We start from the raw sequence: 22,472 nt of genomic DNA, 5'->3' as shown, positions 1-22,472 counted from the left end.
TACAGTCTTTTTAAGCAAACTTTGACACACAACAATCGTAGGTACAATTATCGTGCATAAAAGCAAAGATCGTGTTTGACTGTGTTCTTAAACAATTTAAAGTACAGCAAACAAAGCCAATAAATTACCATAAATTTACGGCTTCAAAGCAAAATGCCATACTTTTGCCATTTTCAATCTAATGGCTTATTTAAGAACACCCTTAATCATCACAATCTTTCCTTTCAAAGAGAAACTATAGATATTATACCATTTAGGACAAAACGATTGCAACAAATTTGTAAAAAAACCCTTAATGATCAGCTTTCTTTTCTTGTCTATATCATATTTCTATATGTATTTTAAAAATAATAGCTATTAGAAAGTTATGACTATTATTATCAATAATATTATTAAAAACTTTAATTTCAATTTACCTTCACTAATCGAGGAGAACAAACTTGCCTACTGCTTCATATCCGTGACCTCTCAGAATAATAAACTCATCTTTTATGTTTTCAATGTCCTAGAGAGCGGTGGTTCTTTTCAATCTTGATGCTATCTTCAGTTTTATAAATTTTGATAAATTATTTTCCCATCGTCTCGCGAGAAATAGGTTTATAAGGAATTCCCTTTATTCTAGCTCTTACATATTCTCCTGAAAGACTCAATTGATTTACTGTCCACACTTTACCATTACCAGGATCCAAAGAAATATTTGGTAAAAATGCGGCTGAAGCTTCATTTTTATTAGCTAATGACCAATTAACCCAGCTAATATTATTAGAATTTAAAAACTCCAGCCATTCATCTGCTTCATTTAAATACGGGCCTCCATCTCCACTTGCTTCACTGGTTCCCCATTCTGTAACAAATACGGCTAAGCCATTTTCAAGTGCTTTTTCAATGTTTCTAGCAATATTTCCTTTATTGCCATTTTCCCACACACTAGCACTTCCAGTATAAAAATGAGCACTATACATAACATTTTTGTCATCGATAGGATCATTTACCGCTAAATCAGGTCTTGTACTCCATTCTGGGCTTCCAACAATTATTATATTTTCATTTCCCATATCTCTTAACATTTTTATAATTGGCTCTGCATATTTTTTTACTTTTTCCCACCCTGCAATATCATTTGTTATATCTGATTCTGTTGAATTTGGTTCATTAGTGAGCTCATATATAATATGTAAGTCATTTGGATATTTACTAGCTATTTCTTTAAAGAATTCTTTTGCACCACTATATATCTTTGCGTTTGGATCGCCAGGATTCAAAACATGCCAGTCAACTATTACATACATATCATTCTTAATCGCTAAATTTATTCCTTCTATAACTTTTTCTTTAACACTTGGATCTGTAGAATAACCACCTTCACCAACATACATAGCCAATCTGATTACATTTGCTTCCCAATCTTTCGATAAAGCAGAGAAAGCATTGTTATTAATAATTTGCGGGAACCACTGTAATCCGTGCGTGCTCATTCCTCTCAACTGTATTGGATTACCGCGCTGATCCCCCAGTGTCTTTCTACCATCTATTTCTATAATTTTAAGTCTACCCGCTAATGAAGGTTTTTTTACCATAGAATTTCCTATTAAATGTGGAAATTTTTCCTGTTCATAACCACCAAAGGTTAAAGATGTATCTTTTAAGATTAGACTCATAATTACAGCAAACATAGCAAGCATACCTACAAAAAAGTACCATTTATTAATATGCAATTTATTCAAAGCCTCGTCCTCCTCCAAATTTTTTTAATATTAGCAAACTTATCATACTTCCATAAATTGATTTAATTTTCTTTTGCTTTATACATTGGTTTTTGGCAGTTCTATTTGTTTTAAGTTTTTATTTTAACACAGCATCTTACAGAGATAAATAGTAGAGCTCATTTCTAAATCTAATCCTCATTAAAATTTTCATGTTTTTTAACTAGATAAAATTTTACACTAAGACATAGAAACTTAAAAAACAATTGAAGCTCTATTTATCACTTCTTTGTACCATAATGCACTATCTTTTAAAATTCTTTTTTGTGTTTTATAATCCACATAAACTATACCAAATCTCTTTGAATATCCAAAGGCCCATTCAAAATTGTCCAAAAACGACCATAAAAAATATCCTTTTAAATTTCCTCCTTCTTTAATAAATTTATTGGCATATTTTAGATGTTCTTTTATATATTCTATCCTTTCTTGATCATGAACCTTGCCATCTTCTGTTATTATATCTTTAAATGCTGCTCCATTTTCAGTTATATAGATTGGTATTCTTGTATACTCTTTATCAAGTCTTTTCAAAAGATCATACAGTGATTCAGGTCTTATCTCCCAACCCATGTCTGTCTTAGCACCAGGTCCTTCCACTCCTATCCATTTTAGCATAGATTTTTCACTATACTTAACAATCGATCTGCTATAAAAATTAATTCCCAAAAAGTCTATCGGTTGACTTATAATACCTAAATCTTCGCTTTTTATGAAATCAAATTTTCCAATTTCTTCTTTGTATAATTCTATCATATCTTCTGGATAGTTCCCTTTGAATATTGGATCTAAAAACCATCTATTAGAAAAACCGTCTGCATATTGAGCTGCTAATCTGTCTACATCTCTTTCACTTGCCGGATACGCAGGTGTTAAATTTAAGGTTATTCCAATTTGACTTTCTTTTATATTCATATCTCTAAAAATCTTTACTGCCTCACCATGAGATAGTAATATATGATGTGCCGCAATTAACGCTTCTCTATAGTCTTTATGCCCTGGTGCATGCTCACCAATCCCATAGCTTAATATTGATGCACACCACGGTTCATTATGTGTTATCCACATTGGAACCACATTGCCTATTTCTTTAAACAATTTTTGAGAGTATTCTGAATACCAATATATTAAGTCCCTATTTAACCATCCTCCCAAATCTCCAGCCCACTGTGGTAAATCCCAATGATATATTGTGGCCACAGGAATTATATCATTCTTTAATAGCTCCTCTACTAATCTTTTATAAAAATCAATTCCTTTAGGATTAAAATTGCCTTTCTCCGGAAAAATTCTCGGCCATGCTATAGAAAACCTGTAAGCTTTTACGCCTATTTCCTTTAATATTACTACATCTTCTTTATATCTGTGATAATGGTCACAAGCAATATCTCCTGTATCACCGTTGTATGTCATGCCACTAGTTTTTGAAAATGTATCCCATATAGAAGGCGTTCTGCCATCTTCATTTACCGCTCCTTCTATCTGATATGATGATGTTGCTGTTCCAAACAAAAAACCTTTTGGAAAATTAGCCATTATAATCACTCCTGTCTTTTATAATAAACTTAGCCTTTTACAGCTCCTGCAGTCATTCCACTAATAAAATATTTCTGCAATAAGAAAAATATTAAAGCAACTGGTATTGTAACAACTGTGGATGCTGCCATAAGCAAATCATATCTGTTTTGATAATTACCTACAAAAAGCCTTATGCCAACAGGTATGGTTTGAACATCTGCTGATGTTGTTAATACCCAGGCAAATAATAGCTCATCCCATGCCATCAAGAAAATATAAATAGCAGCTGCTATTATACCTGGTATAGCTAATGGCAAAATAACACGGATAAATGCACTAAACTGCGTACATCCATCTATTCTTGCCGCTTCTTCTATTTCTAAAGGTATGGATGCAAAAAAACCTCTTAAAATCCATATGCTAAATGGAATATAAAATGCAGAATAAGTTATGATTATCCCATGATAAGTATTAACCATTTTTATGCCAAACGTCTGCTGAATTTGAAGAAATATCAAATATAGAGGAAGTAAAAACAATATACCTGGAATCATCTGTGTACCAAGCGTTGCTATACCAAATAAATTCGACCCTATAAATTTAAACCTAGCTAATGCATAACCGGCTAAAACTGCAATTGATAAAGCAATTATTGTAGTTGAAGCATCAATAATAAGGCTATTTTTGAAATATAATCCAAAGTTTATATTTGTCCACATATCATGATAATTTATTAAAATATTTTTTAATTGTGGTTGTATTTTACCTGTCAGCAATCCTTCTTGATTGCTCATTGATGATATTACCATCCATATCAAAGGAAATATAGTAATTACAATGAACATCCACAACATGGTGAGAGAAATAAATCTCTTTATTTTTTTCTTTTGTCTATAAGTTAAATATTTTTTTTGTACTTTTTGTGTATTCGCTTTATTTGTGATCAAATTAATACCTCCTCTTATTCCATTGACAATGAATCTTTAAATATTTTATACCAAATGCCTGTTAATGTTAGTACAGCTATCATTAGCATGACAGATGCAGCTGCACCAGTACCAAATTGCCACATATTAAATGAATTCCTCGAAATATTTGTCATAACTAAATCTCCCCAATCACCTGGGTATCCAGCACCATTTCCAAACATCATTGCAACGATATTATAAGAGTAAATGCTTCCTATCATGCCAAAAAGTATTAGAGTTCCAATTACCGGTTTTAAAAATGGTAACGTAACATATATAAGTTTTTGCCAGCCTGTAGCACCATCAATTTCAGCTGCTTCATAGTAATCATCCGATATCGTCTGTAAAGCTGCAAGTAGCATTATCATAGTCATTGGGAATGATCTCCAAACCGTTGGAATGATTATTGCTATTAAAACATTTGGGCCAATAAGCCAAAACGGTTTATTTGGCAAGATATGTAAATAATCCACAAGAATCTTGTTTATTATACCACTATCTTGTCTCCACATAAATCCCCAAAGCAATCCTACTACATATGAAGGTACGACCCAAGGTAACAAAAGCAAAGTACGCGCTATACCTCTACCTTTAAATTGTTGCTTTAAAACATGAGCAAGCCATAACCCAATAATTAAAACTGAGAGATTGACAACAATAGTATAAATAACTGTATTTCTAACTGCATCCATAAACCCAATTCTTAGTGTGCTTGATGGATCAAATAATATTGTATAAAAATTTTCTAATCCAATAAAAGGTGCATGTAAAAATTTTAATAGCGTATATTGATTTAATTTTAATAACGAAATATATAGACCTTCAGCCATAGGAACAAAGTGTATCATAAGCATTGCAATAATGGCTGGTAATATAAGTAGGTAAGCTAACTTATTTTTCTTGAAATTTTGTTTTAGATAATCCAATTAAATCAACTCCTTTTATTAGGAGTATTATTGCAAATTGCAATAATACTCCTTTCAAATCTATTTAGATTGCTGTAAAACCCCATCCACTTCTTCTGCTGCTTTGTTCATTTCGTCAACTATCATATTCTCATTAAACGGTCCTTTAACTCCACTCACGTCATCCCATACATTACCTAAATGAGTAAGCAATATATTCTCTATTTGTCCCCATGCAGGTACAGCAGGATAAGAACGTCCATATTGGGCAATTTCCTTAAATACAGCCATATGAGGATCTGATGTTATATAAGGGTCGTCAAGTGCTTCTTTCAATGCTGGAAGCATACCTGACACTTTTGCATAATTTACTTGTGCTTCTTTTGTTACAAGATATTTAATCAAATTGTAAGCCTCTGTTTTATGTGTTGACGCTTTAAATATTGCTAAATCACTACCTCCAAAGAAGGAAAACCTTCCAGCAGGGCCTTCAGGCAAATTAGCAACCGCATAATTTTTCGCCGCTATAGTATCAGATAATCCGCCTTTATCTGCAGGTGTTGAAAAGTTCTTTACTAACCACGGACCTGAAAAGATCATCGCAAATTGACCTTTAGCGAATAGGTTTTCAACATCTGTACTATTTTTTTCAAGAACAGCTTTTGGTACTAAACCTTGTAGCGCAAGACCCGTATAAAAATCTATTCCTTTCAAAGCTGCTTGGCTGTTAAATACTGCATGTTGATCATCTGGCGATAGATAATCTCCACCTGCACCCCATATCCAAGAAGCAAAATTATGCACTACATTCCAGTCATTTTTACCAGGAAGGCCTATAGCAGCTATCTTCTGACCGTTAATGTCCATATTATTAATCTTTTTAGCAGCATCTAAAAAAGAATCCCACGTTGCAAAAGCTTGTTTCGGATCTATCCCAGCTTTCTCAAACACATCTGTTCTATAAAATATTCCTCTCGTATCAACAAACCAAGGTACTGCAGATGTTTTTCCAGAATTTTTAATACCTGTTGAATTCCACGCAGCAGGCAAGAAAGCACTTGCTCCTCCTAAATCAGAAACTTTATCTGTTAAATCCTCAAGTGCACCCATTGAAGCAATAGCAGGAACCCATGTAGTTCCAAGCTGCAAAACATCAGGTCCAACTCCGCTTGTTGCAGCTGTAGTAATTTTTGTCCACGCAGAACCCCAATCCAAAACTGTTACTTTTATCTTGATATTTGGATTAGCATCTGTAAACGGTTTTACGACATTTAAAAAATCATCAACAGTTTGAGGACTATTAGGCATAATCCATACTTGTAAAGTGACTTTCTCCGAAGATGTGCTTTTAGATTGATTACTGCTACCACCATTACTTTGAGTTGATGAACTACCACAACCAGTCAAAGATCCTAATGCTAACATCAATACCAGCAAAACAACAAGAATTTTTTTGTACATAAATAAACCTCCTCTAAATAAAATTAACACGTGTTAATAATTATATATAATAAAGGTTATACCTTTATTATACAATGTTATTTTATAAAATTAAAAATAAGGTTTTTAATTAAAGAGTCTTAATCTCAATAGATGACCAGTTAAAAAGCATTTATATGTATTTTTATTTTTGATAATAATACCAAAAAATATTTTTATAATAATGATTTTTTGCTCATTTTTTATTAATTATCGTCAACTTTGATAAGCTGATATAAACACGTGTTTATTTAATTATATACTATGTTTTTTTGCATTGTCAATAGCATCTTATTATTTTATAATTTTAAAAAACTTTTATAAAAATAACCTACTCACTAATTTTTCTGCAAGACTCTCTTTCTATCAGCTTTGCAGAAACAAGAAATTTAGCTATAATTTCAGATTCACCTTCAATCGATTTAACTAAATTTTCTACACATAATTCTGCCATTTGCAAGAGCGAAACGCTCATAGTTGTTAACGCAGGTTTTATATAACGCGAAATAGTTATATCATCAAAGCCAATTATTGAAACATCATCAGGTACATTATATTCTAATTCTTGAAGTGCTTGCATAGCACCTATTGCCATTTGATCATTTGCTGCAAAAATTGCAGTTGGTTTTATTTTTTTAAATAACTTATGTGTAGCATTATACCCACTTTCCTCAACAAAACTGCCTTTTACTATATAGTGATTATCATACGTAATACCTGCTTCTTTTAATGCTTTTTTATATCCTTCTAACCGTGCAAATCCCGATAGCTTATCCAAATCTCCTGATATATGAGCTATTTCCTTATGTCCTAAATTTATAAGATATTTTGTTGCTTCATAAGCTCCATTTAAGTTGTCCATATTTACAATAATACTTTTATTGAATATTTCGTCTTCTTCTTTTATTTCCTGATCTACAATTGCTATCTTGAATCCTTCCTCGATAAGACTTTTTATTTCAGGATCACTATTTCTCACACCAATAAATATAGCACCACTGATAGTTTTGTTATAAAAAATCTCCTTTACTTTTTTATAATCTTTAACTTTAAAAACCGTTGTTATAAGGACATTATAACCAATTCTATTTGCAAAATCCACTACTGCAGTAGTAAATGGTCCAAAATAAACATTGTCATATATCTTATGTATATCTGAGTCTTTTTTTATATCAACTATGACAAGACCTATTGTTTTAGACGATTTTCCTCTTAACATTCTCGCCGATGCATGTGGAACATAATTATATTCTTTAATAACTTTTAATACTTTCTCTCTTGTATCAGGAGGAACATTTGGATAATTATTTATTACTCTTGAAACAGTACTGCGTGAAACACCAGCAATTTTTGCTATTTCTTTGCTATTCATATTTACTTCTCCTCCAAAAATCAACAAAATTATAAACTCGTGTTTACATTTTATTATAACATAAATTCTATTTAATAAAAAGCATTTCCACTATTATTTATAAGAAACGTGCAAAAGCTAACTGCCAACAGCTTCTTAAGAAGTTGTTGGCAGTTGAAATGATTATATGTTTCCGCTTTTTTCTAATAAGCCGTATATGATAGCTGCTGCTTCTGCTCTTGTGGCATTTCCTTTAGGTTCAAATACGTTATTTGGCTCCCCATTTACTATTCCTAATTTCGCTGCATTTGCCACTACATTTCTTGCCCAATCGCTTATGGATTTGTCGTCGCTAAATGTTGTCGCACCTATATTCTCTTCTTCGTACTGTGTCAGCATCTCGTATGCCCTCATGGCTATTGCTGTCATCTCTTCTCTTGTTATGCTGTCATTTGGCCTTGCGTTCTTTCCGTCACCTTCGATTATCCCTGCTTTGTATGCTGCTTCTATCGCGTTTGCATACCAGTCTCCACTTTTTACATCGCTAAATTCTCCACTGTATGCTTCTTCTTTTATGTTTAATAGCCTCAGTATCATTGCTGTAAATTCTGCTCTCGTCACTGTCTTGTTTGGTTCATACTGAGTGTCTGTCATTCCTTCTACTATGTGCCTTGACGCTAATACTTCTATTACGTCTTTCGCCCAACTGTCTTTTACGTCATTAAATGTCTTGTCGTACTCAAATGCCGCATATTGCGAGAAGTGTGTTGCATTGAATGTTATTGTTCCAGATGATGCGTCTACTTTACCACCTACGTACTCCCATTGGTTTGTCGTTGAGTTGTAGTAGTAAACTGCTACTTTTCTTGGATCGTTAGCTTTTGATATATTTAATGTCACCTCTACTGGTTTTGCCAATGTTACATTCCCACTGCTACCGCTTATTGTTATGTCAACTACATTAGAAAGTGGCACATAATTTGTCACATTAGGCTTTCCATTGTCTTTTATTGATACATTGACACCGTTTTGTATCTGGTTTTGATTAAGTGCATCTTTCGTGAGTGCTATCGATGCATTGTCTGATTTTATGACGATGTCTTTGCCGTTGGCAGCGCTTGTGTCTAAAATGTCCTTAGAAATCTGCACGACTTTCTGTTGTCCCTCACCTATTGTTGTTATGTCAAATATGACTTTCTTGTCCTTTGAATTTACTATAAGGTCTTTAGCTTTTCCTGCATCAAGCGTCAATGTAATAACGTTGCCGTTCTTTGTGATTACACCTATTGTATTGTTTACAGCACCATTGTTATTTGTAGTAGTTGTATTGACACTTCCACTGGTATTATTTGCACTGCCTGTGTTACTGCCATTATTGCCGGTACTGCCGCCAGTGCTTCCACCTTCTTGACCTGTAGTACCATTACCATTGCTACCATTATCGCTTGGGTTTACTATAACCGCAACATCATCCTGAGGATCTATATTAAAAGGTATCCAATCTCCAAGAAATGCTGTTATAGCCTTATCTGCAGTGGAAATATCTGTGCCGTCCAATAATTTTCCGTCTTTTATTACTGTAGCCCATGAAACTCTTTGAGATGTATTGTCAACACCCGCTAAGGCTTCCATAGTGTCATATTCATACATCTTTGGTGATGTTCCTCCAAGTGTTGAAAGCCATCCTGCTGGTTGTATCAGCGATTGCATAGTGCCGGAATAATCAGTAGGTTCTATTATAGTCTTATCAAATACAACTTCACTGGTATTAGCCAACCAAGGCCTACCAAAATATCCCGGTTTAGAATGCTTTGTAGATGCAGTATCAACACCAGGTGTTGTTGATGTTACAGTACAATTGTACATCAAGAAACCTCTCCCAGATGATTGCTGGGCAGCGGTAATATACCCTACATCGTTGCTTGCATCGCTTGTGTTAAAAACAAGCTGACACTTATAGAATACAGCCGTCATTGGACCAAATATATAATCAGTAGAACCCATAACTGCACATTTATTAAATGCTGCTATTGAATTGTTTCCACCATATAGTGTATCTTGCCTTCCAACAAATCTGCAATTGTTAAAGTATATTTGTTTCGCATTATCAGCTATTGCAAGCGCAGCAGCTCTTTCTACAAATGATTTATTTTGGACTGCAGTATCTCCTACATCTGTAGGTCTCACACCTTTATTGCCGACATCAGGCACTACCACATCATTGGCTTCTTTATCAGATATATATTGATTGTATGAATTTTCAAATATAATCCCATCTGCCTCGAACCCATCTGCATAGACAACTACTGTTGCGTTCCAAAAACTACCATTCGTAGTGCCTGCACCAGGGTTATGGTATGCCAAATAACCATTTTCCTTATTTACAGCTAATAAATCTGCATGATATTTGCCATCTGGTCCCATACTGTAGTAACTATACCCTGTACCGTAATATGAAGTTATCCTTACGGCATTTTTGTCAATTCCGACACCCTGATTGGTCAAATTAATACTTGGTTGTGTGCTTGCATTTTTTATTGTAACGTTCGGCACATCTATAACCAGCATTTCTTCGTAATTACCGGGTTGAACTTCAATAGTGACTCTTTCGTTATTTGGACGATACATTGCTCTAACAGCATCTAATGCATCACTAATCGAAGTATAGTCACAATCTTTTGGACCTACAGTTATAGTTTCTTTATAAGGAATCTGTGTATAGACTCTAATACTTGTCAAATATGTTTGCGATGCATTATTGCCAGCAATACCCGTTAAGGTCACGTATCCGTCGCTTTGTGCAACATAAGTAGCTGTCTTGATTTGATTTGTACTACCTAAGTTAACATCTACATTTGTAGTATTATCATTATTAAAGTTAAATGCTGCACTACTTGTGTAACTTACAAAGACTATATCTCCTGATTTTACAGGAACATCTATAGTTCCTCCTTTAGAAAGCAGTAGGTAATAATTATTTTCAGAGACTCCACTGCTTGAAAGCTTGAGACCCAAATAGTAGTTAGACCCATTAATTGTCTCAATACCTGGTCCCAATGCAATGGAGTTATACATAGCAAAATCCCATTTTGTTATAGGTTTAAAATTCAAATCAACTGTATTAGGTGCGTCTTTTACTATTAAATCAGGTGTTGGAGTCAATACAACAGGGTATTCACCCGTTCCTTTTATGCTAATCTTATATTGTCCATCTCTTAAATTAATATTGCTATCAGTTAGATTAAACGTATAGCTATAGCCTGGCTCATTTATATTTGTAAATGTGATTGTAGCACTGCTTTTTATAGAGTCGTCAAGTCCTGTTGTATTTACGGTAATTTGATAAGTAGGCTTTTTTGTAAACATAAAATCATGCGTTCCATCGCTATTCGCACTTATTGTATTTTCATTAAGGGTATAATCATTAACACCTTCCGCATCCAAGGTATAAGTTACACCAGTTTCAAGCTGAACAGTGTAAGAGCCGTCACTTGATATATTTATTTGTGGTACATAAGTATTTGAAGATATAAAGTTCAGTTTCAACTTTGCCAGCGCATCCTGCGAGAGCCCTGTAATATGACCCGTCAAAGTTACGAGAGATGCCTTTTCCACACTAACATCAAATGTCTGATCGCCTGCACCATTTGCTATTGATAGAGTCTTCGCACTTGTAATAAGGTATCCATTGGCATTGTTTAGGCTTACATCATAATCATAATTTTCGTTTAATGTCACTGTGTATTTCCCATTGACAACATCTGCCGTTGTAACTTCTCCGTTTTCTTTATTTGTGAATGTAATTCCATAATTCGAAAGATCTGATGGTGCTGACACTGTGCCGCTGACAGTCACTGGTCTCGTATGCTGCCTATAAACTCTGGCCACTACAAGTTTCTCATCTTTAGAATATATCTTGTAAAGTCCTTCTTCTGATGCATAAAACGTCATCACACTTGCTGTACTTGAACCTAACGTATGAACTTGAGTAGAGATATTTCCGCTGGGCGACTGAAAAACAATCGTAGATGGATTTCCGTTTGATGCTACTACCAAAGTAACAATGTCGTCTTTTTGTAAATAAACTCCTATATATACATTAGGATTTGCGCTTGAATTTGAATAAAGATATCCTGAATAAGTTATGCTTCCATCACTGCTTTTCAAAGATTTTGAATCATACCGAGTTAGATTTGTATTTATTGTCCTTAGCCTATGTGTATTTAATTTTCCTCCATCGCTAAATACAAATTCTCCATTGTTAAGCGTAAATCCATTTATTGTAACGCCTGATGTTCCCGGAGTAACACCTGGATACAAGCTATTTATAATGTCCACCGTTAATTTATTGTTGTATTTTGTTGGATCAAGCTGTTCTGCGCCAAAGTCCCATACATCTATCTTGTTGTAATCTATCGTCTCCGTTCCACCACCTTCCTGTCCGGTGCTACTTGCCTTGGTAGTAGTAAATGTAACTATTGGCCCAAAGATAGTATTGTTTTGGTCATCTGTTGCTTCAACAGTTATTGTGTACTGAGTATCTGGATTAAGTCCTGTAAGATCGTAAGCCGTAGTACTTGCATCAACTTTCCCCAATATGGTGCCGTCTGCACCTACAAGCTGATATCCTGTATAAGTGCCAGAAACTGCACTTGTCCAAGTTACTGTTGCACTGTCGTACGTCACATTTGATACCGTAGCTGTACTATTTGATGGCCACTCCGGAATCTGCGGCTGTGTAGTATTTCCCGTAAACTGTATATTAGTTGAATGAACAAAATGCCATGGATTTACAGGAGTCGTTTGGTCACCGTCATAATTAGGAGTAGAACCATAGAAAACTACATTGTTAAATGTGCTGTTTTTTAAGTAGTAAATCTTCGTCTGATACGTTCCAGCGCCAAAAAATACATTGTTGAAAGTAATATTGTAATCAAATCCATCTGGAGCACCCTGGAACATTATGGCGTATTTTTTAGATCCATTTACCGTACAATTTTCCACCGTGATGTCGTGGAATGTCGGTTCATCTGGAGCCCAATTGCTGGTATCTGTAGGCAATGCGCTTGAGTATCCGTCTGTTAGCAAAAATGGCGATCCGTCATTATCTGTTATATACGCAAGAGCACTATCTCTAAATGTAATATTTCTTGCACCACCTCCATTGCCACTTTGAGATTTACCTCTTAGTCCTATAGCAGTTCCATTTATGACATTGTCCTCAGCTAAAATGTTCTGAATCCACGCTGCAGTATGGCTGCCCATCGCTATTACACCATGTCCTCTGCCAAAGTAGTTGTCAAACACCCATGCATTTCCAGTCGGAGGATTTTGTTCACCTGAAAGTCCGACGCCTGCATCGAAATTGACATCGTCATCCCCTGTATTGAATACAGAATTTACAACAGTCAAGCCTGTACTGTTGCCAAAATCTATACCATCGCCATTGTTGCAGTCATAAGTTGAAGCAATCAATTGATTTAAAACTACATTTTGCGAGTTTGAAACAGATATTGTATGGAAAGACGGATTAGTCACTGTAAGTCCGTCGCCGATGTAAAGTCCATTGACATTGTTAAATACCATCAAGTTAGACCTTGTAGCATAAGCATTGCTGGTACCTTGAGATGAATATTTATTAAACTGATTTAAGGCAAGGTGGTTTTTCGCAGTAGTCGATATGTTGCTGCTATTTCCCTTTTGATACTGGTCAAATTGATCATCAATCGGCACACTGGTATCTTTGCTGGAAACTTGTGCCCATCCATTGCCATTTATTACGCCATGTCCTACAATTCTTATGTTTTGATATTGTATTGTATTGCCATATACATCTGTATTAACTGTCGAAATAAGAGGTGCTGACTTCTGTCCTACTTGACTCGGATCAGTATCGTATGGATTGGGATATTGATCAGGATCCGTAGTGCCTAAAAGCGTACCTTCTACATCAAGTGTCATATTGCTTTTAAGATGTATAGGTCCTGTGACAAATATCTTTCCAGCAGGCACCAATACAACGCCGCCGTCTGGACATTCGTCAATTGCCTTTTGTATTGCTGCAGTATTTAAAGTGCCTGATGATGGTATATCATCTGCATCGTCAGCCAGCACACCATCACCTACAGCGCCTGTTGACTCTATATTTATGATGTTTTCACTTGGCGTTGAAGGTGCAGTGCTTTGCGTGATTGTAACCGGTGTTGATGTATTGCCATTAGTATCTACAGATTGTACTTGAATCGTATACAACGTATCAGGCTTAAGCCCTGTAAGCACAAATGAATGCATCGAAATCTTATATGCACTCTTAACAGTATTTCCACTGTCATCCTTTAAATCTCCAACATTCTTATCGTAAAATTGCTTAATATATGGACTTGCCACTGTTTGATTTTCACTTGCATAGTACACTTGTTCATATACACTATCGCTTACAGTAATCTTGTAGTCGGTAATATCACTGTAATTGTCTGGTTTATGCCAAACAAGCGTAAAACCTGTATCGGTTACAGAACCTGATAAGACTTGAAGATCAACAGGTGCAGCCGGTCCAGAAGAAGTCGTATCTGCAAATGCTTTACTCATTGGCATTGTAAACACCATTAAAAATGCCAATAAAAATGAAACGAAGCTATTGAGTTTCTTTCCTATACCCATCATTTCCCCTCCTAAAACATTATATTGATTTTTAAATCATTTTAATTTGCCAAATATACTTATAAACCTTTTCACCCCCCATCTTTAAAATTTACATCATTTAACAAAATTGTGCGAAATGAGTTTTTTAGACACACTTGTAAAGCCTATTGCAAGACTGCTAAATTTATGCACACGTTAACAATTTTGGTTGCTAAAAATTCTCGTGAAAAATGCAAAGATTTAGAAATTTCGCAAAGCAACATAAAAACAACGACAAATAATACCATGAATAAATAATAATATAATGTTAAAATCATTAGATTTACATATTTTAGGTCGAATCGTCTCATTCAGCTTCTTATGTAACTGTATCTAATTAATTGTTAACGTGAACACTTTTCTTGTATTTAATTATATATCTTATCACAATAAATGTCAATAATAATAAAAAAAATCGCCCCATATTTTGGAGCGATGTTTTATATCAATCACGATACTTTTTATATAAATTATACTCTTTATTAATAATATTTATAGCTTATATTTTTATATCCGGGTACATCTGTATATGTATAAATTATGCAATCATGGCTCACACACGCCAGTTCCCCTATCTGCTGCAATTTGAAAAATTGCCTCTTTTTAAAACTGTAACCACATTATTTTTTTGCCTTAAAAATCTTTTCTTCTTAGTGTATCTATATACAGTCGCAACAGCAATAAAACCTAAACTGGCAAATAAATTTATTTCTGCGGATGGTTTCCATATTGTTTCTGCTGAAATAAAATATAATGTTGCAGCTAAGAAATATATAGTGCCAAAAACAATGTCATTTTTAGATAGACTTTTTCTCATCATATACTCCTCCGTTATTGAAAATTTAGTATTGATTTATTTTGCACCACTTGTAGCCATGTCCAAAAGTTTTTATCTTCCTATATAAATTTTTTTCGGATATAATTTACACATTATATTATAAACCATTGCTATAAAAAGTAAATGAATTTTCCGTCATTTTATATATATCTTATCACAATAAATGTCAATAACAATAAAAAAATCGCCCCATATTTTGGAGCGATGTTTTATATCAATTACGATACTTTCTTTTTCAGAAGCCCTATCATGAAGGCTGTCACAACCATACCTACAAGTATAGCAAAAATGTATAAGAGCGGATTTGATACAGCGATTGGTATTACAAATATCCCGCCATGAGGCGCTCTAAGTTCTATATGGAACAACATGGAAAGTGCGCCTGTAACCGCGGATCCTACCATAATGGAAGGTATTACTCTAAATGGATCTGCTGCAGCAAACGGTATAGCGCCTTCTGTTATAAATGATGCACCTAAAACCCATGCTGCTTTGCCTGCTTCTCTTTCCTCTTTTGTAAATCTATTTTTAAATATGACTGTTGCAAGCGCTAAACCTAAAGGCGGTGTCATTCCTGCAGCCATAACCGCAGCCATAGGCATAAACACATTTGACGCCAAAAGACCTGTTGCAAATGTGTATGCTGTCTTGTTGACAGGGCCACCCATGTCAAACGCCATCATAAGTCCTAATAGTGCGCCAAATATGACTGCATTTGTGGAGCTCATTCCCTTAAGCCAATTTGTAAGACCTGTCATTATGGTCTTCATCGGTGTGCCAACAACGTATATCATGAGAAGACCTACGATAAGCGTCGATAATACCGGCAGTATAAGGACCGGCATTAGGCCTTCCATCGTCTTAGGCAATTTTATGGTCTTTTTCAGGTAGTAGACTGTATAACCAGCGAGAAAACCAGATATGATGCCGCCTAAAAATCCTGCACCAGTTGATACTGCCAACATACCTCCTACCATACCTGGTACAAGTCCAGGTCTATCTGCTATAGAATAAGCCAAAAATCCAGAAAGTATTGGAACCATAAGTGCGAATGCAGATCCACCGCCGATTTGCATCAATGCAGCAGGCAATGTGCCCGGTACCTGAAATGCCTTGTAGCCCCATAGGAATGAAAGTGCTATGGATATACCACCAGCGACGACAAATGGAATCATGTAGGATACACCTGTCATCAAATGCTTGTAAGCACCTGTCCTTTGGCTGGCCCTTTCTTCATGAATCTTTTCCACTTTTTCTACGTAATTTTTCGGTTTTTCCATCTTCAATGCTTTTTCAATCAATTCTTTTGGATTTTTTATAGCTTCCTCAACCGGAACTTCCAGTATAGGTTTACCTTCGAAGCGGGACTTGTCGACTTTTGTCGCAGCAGCAATTATGACTGCATCCGCTTCATTTATGTCGTTTTCTGTCAATTGATTTTCTGCCCCTATAGACCCTTGTGTCTCCACTTTTATAGCCACATTAAGCTCTTTGCCTGCCATTTCTAAGTTTTCTGCAGCCATATAGGTATGGGCTATACCTGTAGGGCATGCAGTAATGGCAACAATCTTTTTCATCAAAAATCCCCCTTACTCATATTTTTTGAAAGCATTTATGACATCCTCATAAGTCTCAGCCTTATTCAGTTCATCTCTCACCTCCTCATGCATCAATGACCTTGAAAGCTTAGCTAAAATCTTAAGATGCAAATTGTCAGAATCCTCAGGTGCTGCAATAAGAAAGAACAGATATGCTGGTTTCCCATCCATGGAATTATAGTCTATGCCATCTTTCGACTTTCCAAAAACTAATGACGCCTTTTTCACTAAGTTGCTTTTCCCATGCGGTATTGCAACACCCATTCCAATGCCTGTGGAGTACTCCTCTTCCCTTTTTAGCACTACCTCCAAAAACTTTCCTTCGTCCTCAATGGCTCCTTTTTCTGCCAATGGCCTTATAAGCTCTTTTAATACAGATAATTTATCTTTCGATTTCAAATCGAATATCATCATGTCTTTGTCAAGTATCTCTTCAATCATCGTTTATCACCTTTCTATTACTTCAATTTCAACCTTTTTCTTAAGTTCTTCCACATCTTTTAAAGAACATGCCTTAGTGCCTTCCCTCATGATAACTGATGTAGACGCAGATGATGCTATCTTTATAGTGTCTTCTACAGGAAGATTCTCGCTTAGTCCATAGGCAAAACCTGCCACGTAGGCATCTCCAGCTCCTACCGTCCCTTTCACTTGAACCTTTATCGGTCTTACTTTGTACGCCCTCTCTTTGGTCACCACCATGCTTCCACTGCCACCCATCGATACTGCCACAATTGAAATTCCACTTTCAATTATTCTCACGCCTTCTTCAATAATCTCATCAACACTTTCAAGATTTTTCTTTGATACCCTTCGAAGTTCATGGATATTGGGCTTTATCATGTATGGCTTTCCTTCTATGCCAAGCTTTAAAGCATCACCATCAGCATCTAATATGACTTTTGCGCCTTTTTCGTTGACCTTCTCAATTATTTGTCTATAAAAATCCTCCTCCATATTAGGAAGCAGGCTTCCTGATAGAACAATCACATCCGATAAATCAGCATGCTCATTTATGCTCGAAATTAGCTTTTCTATTTCACTTTGAGAAACATCTGGACCAGCTTCGTTTATATCAGTATAAGTATGGTTAATCTCATCAACTATCTTTATATTTGTCCTTATGTCACTTTTGATTTGGACAAACCTGCAGTCAATCCCTGATTCCTTTAAGACATTTTCGATGTACTTGCCGTTTGGTCCCATAAAGCCTAAGCACTTGACGTCACAACCTAAATTTTTTAAATTTTTTGCGACATTTATGCCTTTCCCGCCTGCATCAATTATGGTTCTTGACACCCTGTTTACTGCACCTAATCTAAAATCATTTACTATTAGCGTCCTGTCTATCGCCGGATTTACCGTCACCGTCGTAACCATCTAATACATCCTTTCCAAAGTTTAGTACATCCACATTGGCTTGCTCGTACTTTCTAACTATCTCGTAGTCCAGCTCGTCATCGGTTATAATGGCAGTTATATCGCTTAAATCTGCAAATTTTACAAAAGATTTCTTCCCAAACTTGGTGTGGTCTACAACTGCGTAAACCTCATTTGATACATCTATCATGGCCTTTTTCGTGTTTGCCTCTATAATATCTGGTGTCATAAGCCCATTCTCATACGATATGGCATTAGCACCAATAAAGGCTTTGTCAACCTTAAAATTTCTTATCACCATCTCAGCTATAGGACCAACAAGCGCTTTTGTGTTTAACCGCTCTATGCCGCCTGTAACTATAAGCTCAATATTGTTGCGGTTCGAAAGCTCTATAGCGATAATAGGAGAGTTTGTGACAACTGTAAGATGTATGTCTTCAAGTGATTTTGCAATCATCAACGTAGTAGTGCCGGCATCAAGGATTACAGAATCGCCTTCTTCTATAAGTGAAGCTGCCATCTTGCCAATCTGCATCTTTGATGGAAGCTCGTAATCCTCTTTTTCCACAAAAGACGGCTCGTAGTGTGTATGCGTATTCAATATAGCGCCACCATGTGTCCTCTGTATAAACCCGTCAATCTCCAACATCTTTAGATCTCGTCTTATAGTGGACTCAGATACGCCTAAGATTTCGCTAAGCTGAGACACTGTAATGCTTTTATCCTTGCTTAGTATCTCGGCTATCTTCATCCTGCGCTCTTCCCCAAACATTCAATCACATCCATTCAAAACAGATGATATTTTTTGATTGATTTTGCTTAATTATGATTATACATTGAAAATGTTTTTTTGTCAATCGCCTATATATAAGATTTTCACTTTTTTACTACATTATAAATGTAAATCGAAAAATTCGAAAAATATTATTAACGCTCACAAATTTCGTTTTCTATATATCAGCGATTCATTTCGCTTGTTTGGCTAACGCCGTCTATGCGTTGTGACGGCTTTCACTTTCGCTCATACGCCAAACTGCGCTATATTCATCGTGATATATCACGAAAACTCCATTAATCGTTCGCTTATAATAATATTTTTCAAGCAACATCTATTTAAGATCTATTTAAAAATGAAAATGGGGGGTTTAAAAATGATAAACGGTTTTGAGAAAGAATATGGGATAGTGCCAAAGAATTTTTTTGAAAGTCTATCTTCAATATCCGGTTCACAGTTAAAAATCATAATGTACATCGCAAAGCATACAATAAACAATGGAAAGTGCATTCCAGTGAAGCTCACTATCGATGAAATACAAAAAGGAAAATACGAAAATGGCAAGAGAATAGACAGCGGCACCGGTCTATCTACAGGCATCATAAGTAAAAGCTTGAAAAATGCCATAAAAGACGGATTTTTGGTGTGCTACGTCGATAACGAGGACAAATTGCGTCAGAAGAAATACTACACATTAAGACAAAATACATCCATCGAAAGCATCACATACAAATATGGCGAAAACGGTAGAATAATCGAATTTTGTGATTGGCAAAATATGACAACTGGTGATTTCGCTGGTATATCATATATCGACAAAAATGAATGCATGGATAAAGAAAGTGAAAACCGTATTTCAGATAGTGAAAAGGTAGAAGAAGTTAAAACCATTGAAAACATTCCACTTTCAAAAAGTGAAGACAATATGATCATATCAGATATGAATGATATGATAGATATTAATTCTTATAGTATATCTATCAATCATATCAATGATATGATGCATCAAAAAGGTGAAAATGCGCCTAAGTACATAGATAAAGATTTGCTTAAAAATAGGTACCATCTTACAGATGACGAAATGAATTTGTGCATATCTCGCATGAAAGGAAAAGACATAAAATACCCAGCAAAGTTTTTAGAGAAAGTCATACAAAACTACTTAAAAGACAAATCAATACTAAAAGATGCCGCATCGTCAAATACGGCACCAAGAAACTACTTCAATTCATACCCGCAGAGGAAGTACGACGTAGATGAACTGGAAAGAAAGCTATTGGAAGTGTCAAGAAAGAGGACTCGACAATAATCAAATGCCTTTTTCAAATAGCAGCTTATCAATCACATAAGATGCGAGAATTATGAGAAGCGGCATGATTGAGAACGCATATCTATTAGTCGGTATAAACATAAGCTGAATAAGCGTCAATAGTATGGCATATATGCCGATAAAACGTATTTCGCGTTTTCTTAAAGAATAAAATGTTCCAAGCCAACCTATAGCCATAACAAAGCTGTGAAGAAGATATATATTTCGCAAGTATTGATATTTCGGGTCAAGATCATACCACATGCTGCCAAAAATTATATTGAACTTGCCTATGGTATACCATTTAAAATAATAGATGGGGCTTTTTTCGAACCCTTTTATGATGAATTTGATGACATCCATAGTGGAGCGAATGTTCTGAGGAACATGTTCAATTCCATTGAAGAAAGGGAAGGCGCCTCCCAACATAGGATTCCAAGTTTGAGTTGCAAATAAAATAAGCTTGTGAAGCGTGACAATATTTCTAATCCACCAAGGCATCATGATCACTATAAACCCGATTAAAACCTGCAAAAAGTTTCTTGCGGTGTAATTTAGATCCCTATTTTGAATGTACATTAAAATGTAAGGTATCACTATAAGCGGTGCTGCAGCAGGTCTTATTAAGATTGCCAGTCCAAATAAGATACCTGTTAAAACATTTATATACACTTTAGGTCTTTTAAGCGCAATAATCTGCAAATACAAATACACCATAAAAACAAAAGTATACACCGTCTCTGTAAGAATTAGCGTAGATGCCCAGACGAATGTAGGATAAATGGCTGATATTGAGGCAGCCATAAGACCCACTTTGTTATTTTTGATTTCTCTACCTATTAAGAAAATAAGTAAAACCGTCAATACGCTTAATACACTTTGCACGATCCTTATAGCTTGAAGCGGACTACCATTAGAAAAGCCAAAAATCTTGTAGATTAAAGCGAGAAATAAAGGATACCCTGGTGTCACATAGGCATTTGGAGTGTCCGACATATAACCTAAGAAGCCTTTTGTCAAAAACTGTTTCACCATTATGTCGTAATTCTTGGCATCGCCTGAAAGAGGCGGCTGAATTACCTTGTAGACGAAGAGGAATCTCAAATACAAAGCAATAGCCAAAACAGCAATCAATGAAACAGCGACAAAAAACTTCTTTGAGCTAAGCTTCAGTTTGATATCCATGATTACCTCCTATCTTAATGCAATCAACGATGCACCTGCAAAGATGAGAACTACGCCAATCCACCTTGTCATTGGTATAGCTTCTTTAAATATGAGCCACGCCACAAATACTCCTAAGGCATAAGCGGTGCTCTGCAAAGGGTAGACAATGCTGAACTTGCCTTTTGCAAGAATATACAGCCACAGGACAGTAGCCAATGCATATATTATTATCCCGCTTATGACGTACGGTGACGTAAGTGACATAAGTACGCTTTTAAAACTACTGGCACTTCCAATGCCTATTTTCCAAAGCACTTGCCCTGTCACCAAAAGCAAAACATTCACTAAAACAAGTACGTATATCAATCGCCTTTGCCTCCTTCTACATCTCTGCTTACATTTTCTACCATATTCTTTAATATGGCTACTTCCTGCGTCAGTTTAACAATGCTTTCCGTCTGTTTAGATATTATCAACGTAAGATGAAAACAGTATGAGATGATAAATAAAAGTCCTAAGAGAAACAGGACAGACGGAGCATAATAAATGTGAAGCATACGGCTTAAAAGATTTAAAAATTTCAAGTTAGCTGATATTACAATCATCACTATAGAAAAAAATATCCAAAATAAGCTGTACTTCTCTAAAAGATTGCCTTTTTTTATCTCAACTATGATTATAACTAAAAACAGTATGCTAAAAATTAAAGAAAAACTATAGACATTAAAAAACACAAAAAG

Annotated in this window: 16 protein-coding genes; 1 reads left to right on the top strand and 15 read right to left on the bottom strand. The window is 35.4% G+C overall.

Annotated elements, in window-relative coordinates:
- Positions 1-566: 566 nt before the first annotated feature.
- The 12 genes from GSH73_RS01065 to GSH73_RS01010 all read right to left on the bottom strand — a co-directional run bounded on the left by GSH73_RS01065 (position 567) and on the right by GSH73_RS01010 (position 19,253).
- Positions 567-1,724 (bottom strand): glycoside hydrolase family 5 protein, encoded by a 1,158-nt coding sequence (locus GSH73_RS01065; RefSeq protein WP_014757289.1) that lies wholly within the window; start codon positions 1,722-1,724, stop codon positions 567-569.
- A gap of 234 nt (positions 1,725-1,958) precedes the next feature.
- Positions 1,959-3,299, bottom strand: coding sequence for a GH1 family beta-glucosidase (locus GSH73_RS01060; RefSeq protein ID WP_014757290.1), 1,341 nt, complete (start codon positions 3,297-3,299; stop codon positions 1,959-1,961).
- A 29-nt stretch (positions 3,300-3,328) separates the two neighbouring features.
- Positions 3,329-4,228 (bottom strand): carbohydrate ABC transporter permease, encoded by a 900-nt coding sequence (locus GSH73_RS01055; RefSeq protein ID WP_014757291.1) that lies wholly within the window; start codon positions 4,226-4,228, stop codon positions 3,329-3,331.
- Between the two features lie 14 nt (positions 4,229-4,242).
- Complete coding sequence (locus GSH73_RS01050) at positions 4,243-5,175, bottom strand: carbohydrate ABC transporter permease (protein ID WP_014757292.1); 933 nt, start codon at positions 5,173-5,175, stop codon at positions 4,243-4,245.
- Between the two features lie 60 nt (positions 5,176-5,235).
- Positions 5,236-6,615, bottom strand: a complete 1,380-nt coding sequence (locus GSH73_RS01045; RefSeq protein WP_014757293.1) for a sugar ABC transporter substrate-binding protein — start codon at positions 6,613-6,615, stop codon at positions 5,236-5,238.
- Between the two features lie 349 nt (positions 6,616-6,964).
- Positions 6,965-8,005, bottom strand: coding sequence for a LacI family DNA-binding transcriptional regulator (locus GSH73_RS01040; RefSeq protein ID WP_014757294.1), 1,041 nt, complete (start codon positions 8,003-8,005; stop codon positions 6,965-6,967).
- 162 nt (positions 8,006-8,167) lie between these two features.
- On the bottom strand, positions 8,168-14,644 hold the full coding sequence (locus GSH73_RS01035) for a pectinesterase family protein (protein ID WP_014757295.1): 6,477 nt from the start codon (positions 14,642-14,644) through the stop codon (positions 8,168-8,170).
- 592 nt (positions 14,645-15,236) lie between these two features.
- Positions 15,237-15,485, bottom strand: coding sequence for a hypothetical protein (locus GSH73_RS01030; RefSeq protein WP_014757296.1), 249 nt, complete (start codon positions 15,483-15,485; stop codon positions 15,237-15,239).
- A 236-nt stretch (positions 15,486-15,721) separates the two neighbouring features.
- Complete coding sequence (locus tag GSH73_RS01025; RefSeq protein WP_014757297.1) at positions 15,722-17,080, bottom strand: PTS fructose transporter subunit IIC; 1,359 nt, start codon at positions 17,078-17,080, stop codon at positions 15,722-15,724.
- A 12-nt stretch (positions 17,081-17,092) separates the two neighbouring features.
- Positions 17,093-17,542 carry a PTS sugar transporter subunit IIA gene (locus GSH73_RS01020; RefSeq protein ID WP_014757298.1) on the bottom strand — a complete coding sequence of 150 codons (450 nt, stop codon included), beginning with the start codon at positions 17,540-17,542 and terminating at the stop codon, positions 17,093-17,095.
- A gap of 6 nt (positions 17,543-17,548) precedes the next feature.
- Positions 17,549-18,481, bottom strand: coding sequence for a 1-phosphofructokinase (gene pfkB, locus GSH73_RS01015; protein WP_014757299.1), 933 nt, complete (start codon positions 18,479-18,481; stop codon positions 17,549-17,551).
- Positions 18,426-19,253: a DeoR/GlpR family DNA-binding transcription regulator gene (locus GSH73_RS01010; RefSeq protein WP_014757300.1), complete on the bottom strand. Its 828-nt coding sequence runs from the start codon at positions 19,251-19,253 to the stop codon at positions 18,426-18,428. Before GSH73_RS01010 ends, pfkB begins: the two co-directional genes overlap by 56 nt.
- 379 nt (positions 19,254-19,632) lie before the next feature.
- On the opposite strand from GSH73_RS01010, the gene GSH73_RS01005 reads away from it, so the two are divergent.
- Positions 19,633-20,565 (top strand): hypothetical protein, encoded by a 933-nt coding sequence (locus tag GSH73_RS01005; RefSeq protein WP_014757301.1) that lies wholly within the window; start codon positions 19,633-19,635, stop codon positions 20,563-20,565.
- On the opposite strand, the gene GSH73_RS01000 is transcribed toward GSH73_RS01005, so the two are convergent.
- The 3 genes from GSH73_RS01000 to GSH73_RS00990 are packed head-to-tail and all read right to left on the bottom strand — an operon-like array spanning position 20,566 to position 22,466.
- The gene (locus GSH73_RS01000; protein ID WP_014757302.1) at positions 20,566-21,750 is read right to left on the bottom strand and encodes an ArnT family glycosyltransferase; all 1,185 of its coding nucleotides are present in this window, start codon (positions 21,748-21,750) and stop codon (positions 20,566-20,568) included.
- A gap of 9 nt (positions 21,751-21,759) precedes the next feature.
- Positions 21,760-22,098: an EamA family transporter gene (locus GSH73_RS00995; RefSeq protein ID WP_014757303.1), complete on the bottom strand. Its 339-nt coding sequence runs from the start codon at positions 22,096-22,098 to the stop codon at positions 21,760-21,762.
- Positions 22,095-22,466: a DUF2304 domain-containing protein gene (locus GSH73_RS00990; RefSeq protein ID WP_014757304.1), complete on the bottom strand. Its 372-nt coding sequence runs from the start codon at positions 22,464-22,466 to the stop codon at positions 22,095-22,097. Before GSH73_RS00990 ends, GSH73_RS00995 begins: the two co-directional genes overlap by 4 nt.
- Between the last annotated feature and the right edge of the window lie 6 nt (positions 22,467-22,472).

The sequence above is a fragment of the Thermoanaerobacterium aotearoense genome (genome assembly GCF_009905255.1).
Lineage (GTDB): Bacteria > Bacillota > Thermoanaerobacteria > Thermoanaerobacterales > Thermoanaerobacteraceae > Thermoanaerobacterium > Thermoanaerobacterium aotearoense.
Note: the sequence above shows the minus strand (reverse complement) of the source record. Positions and strands in the feature narration are given on the sequence as shown.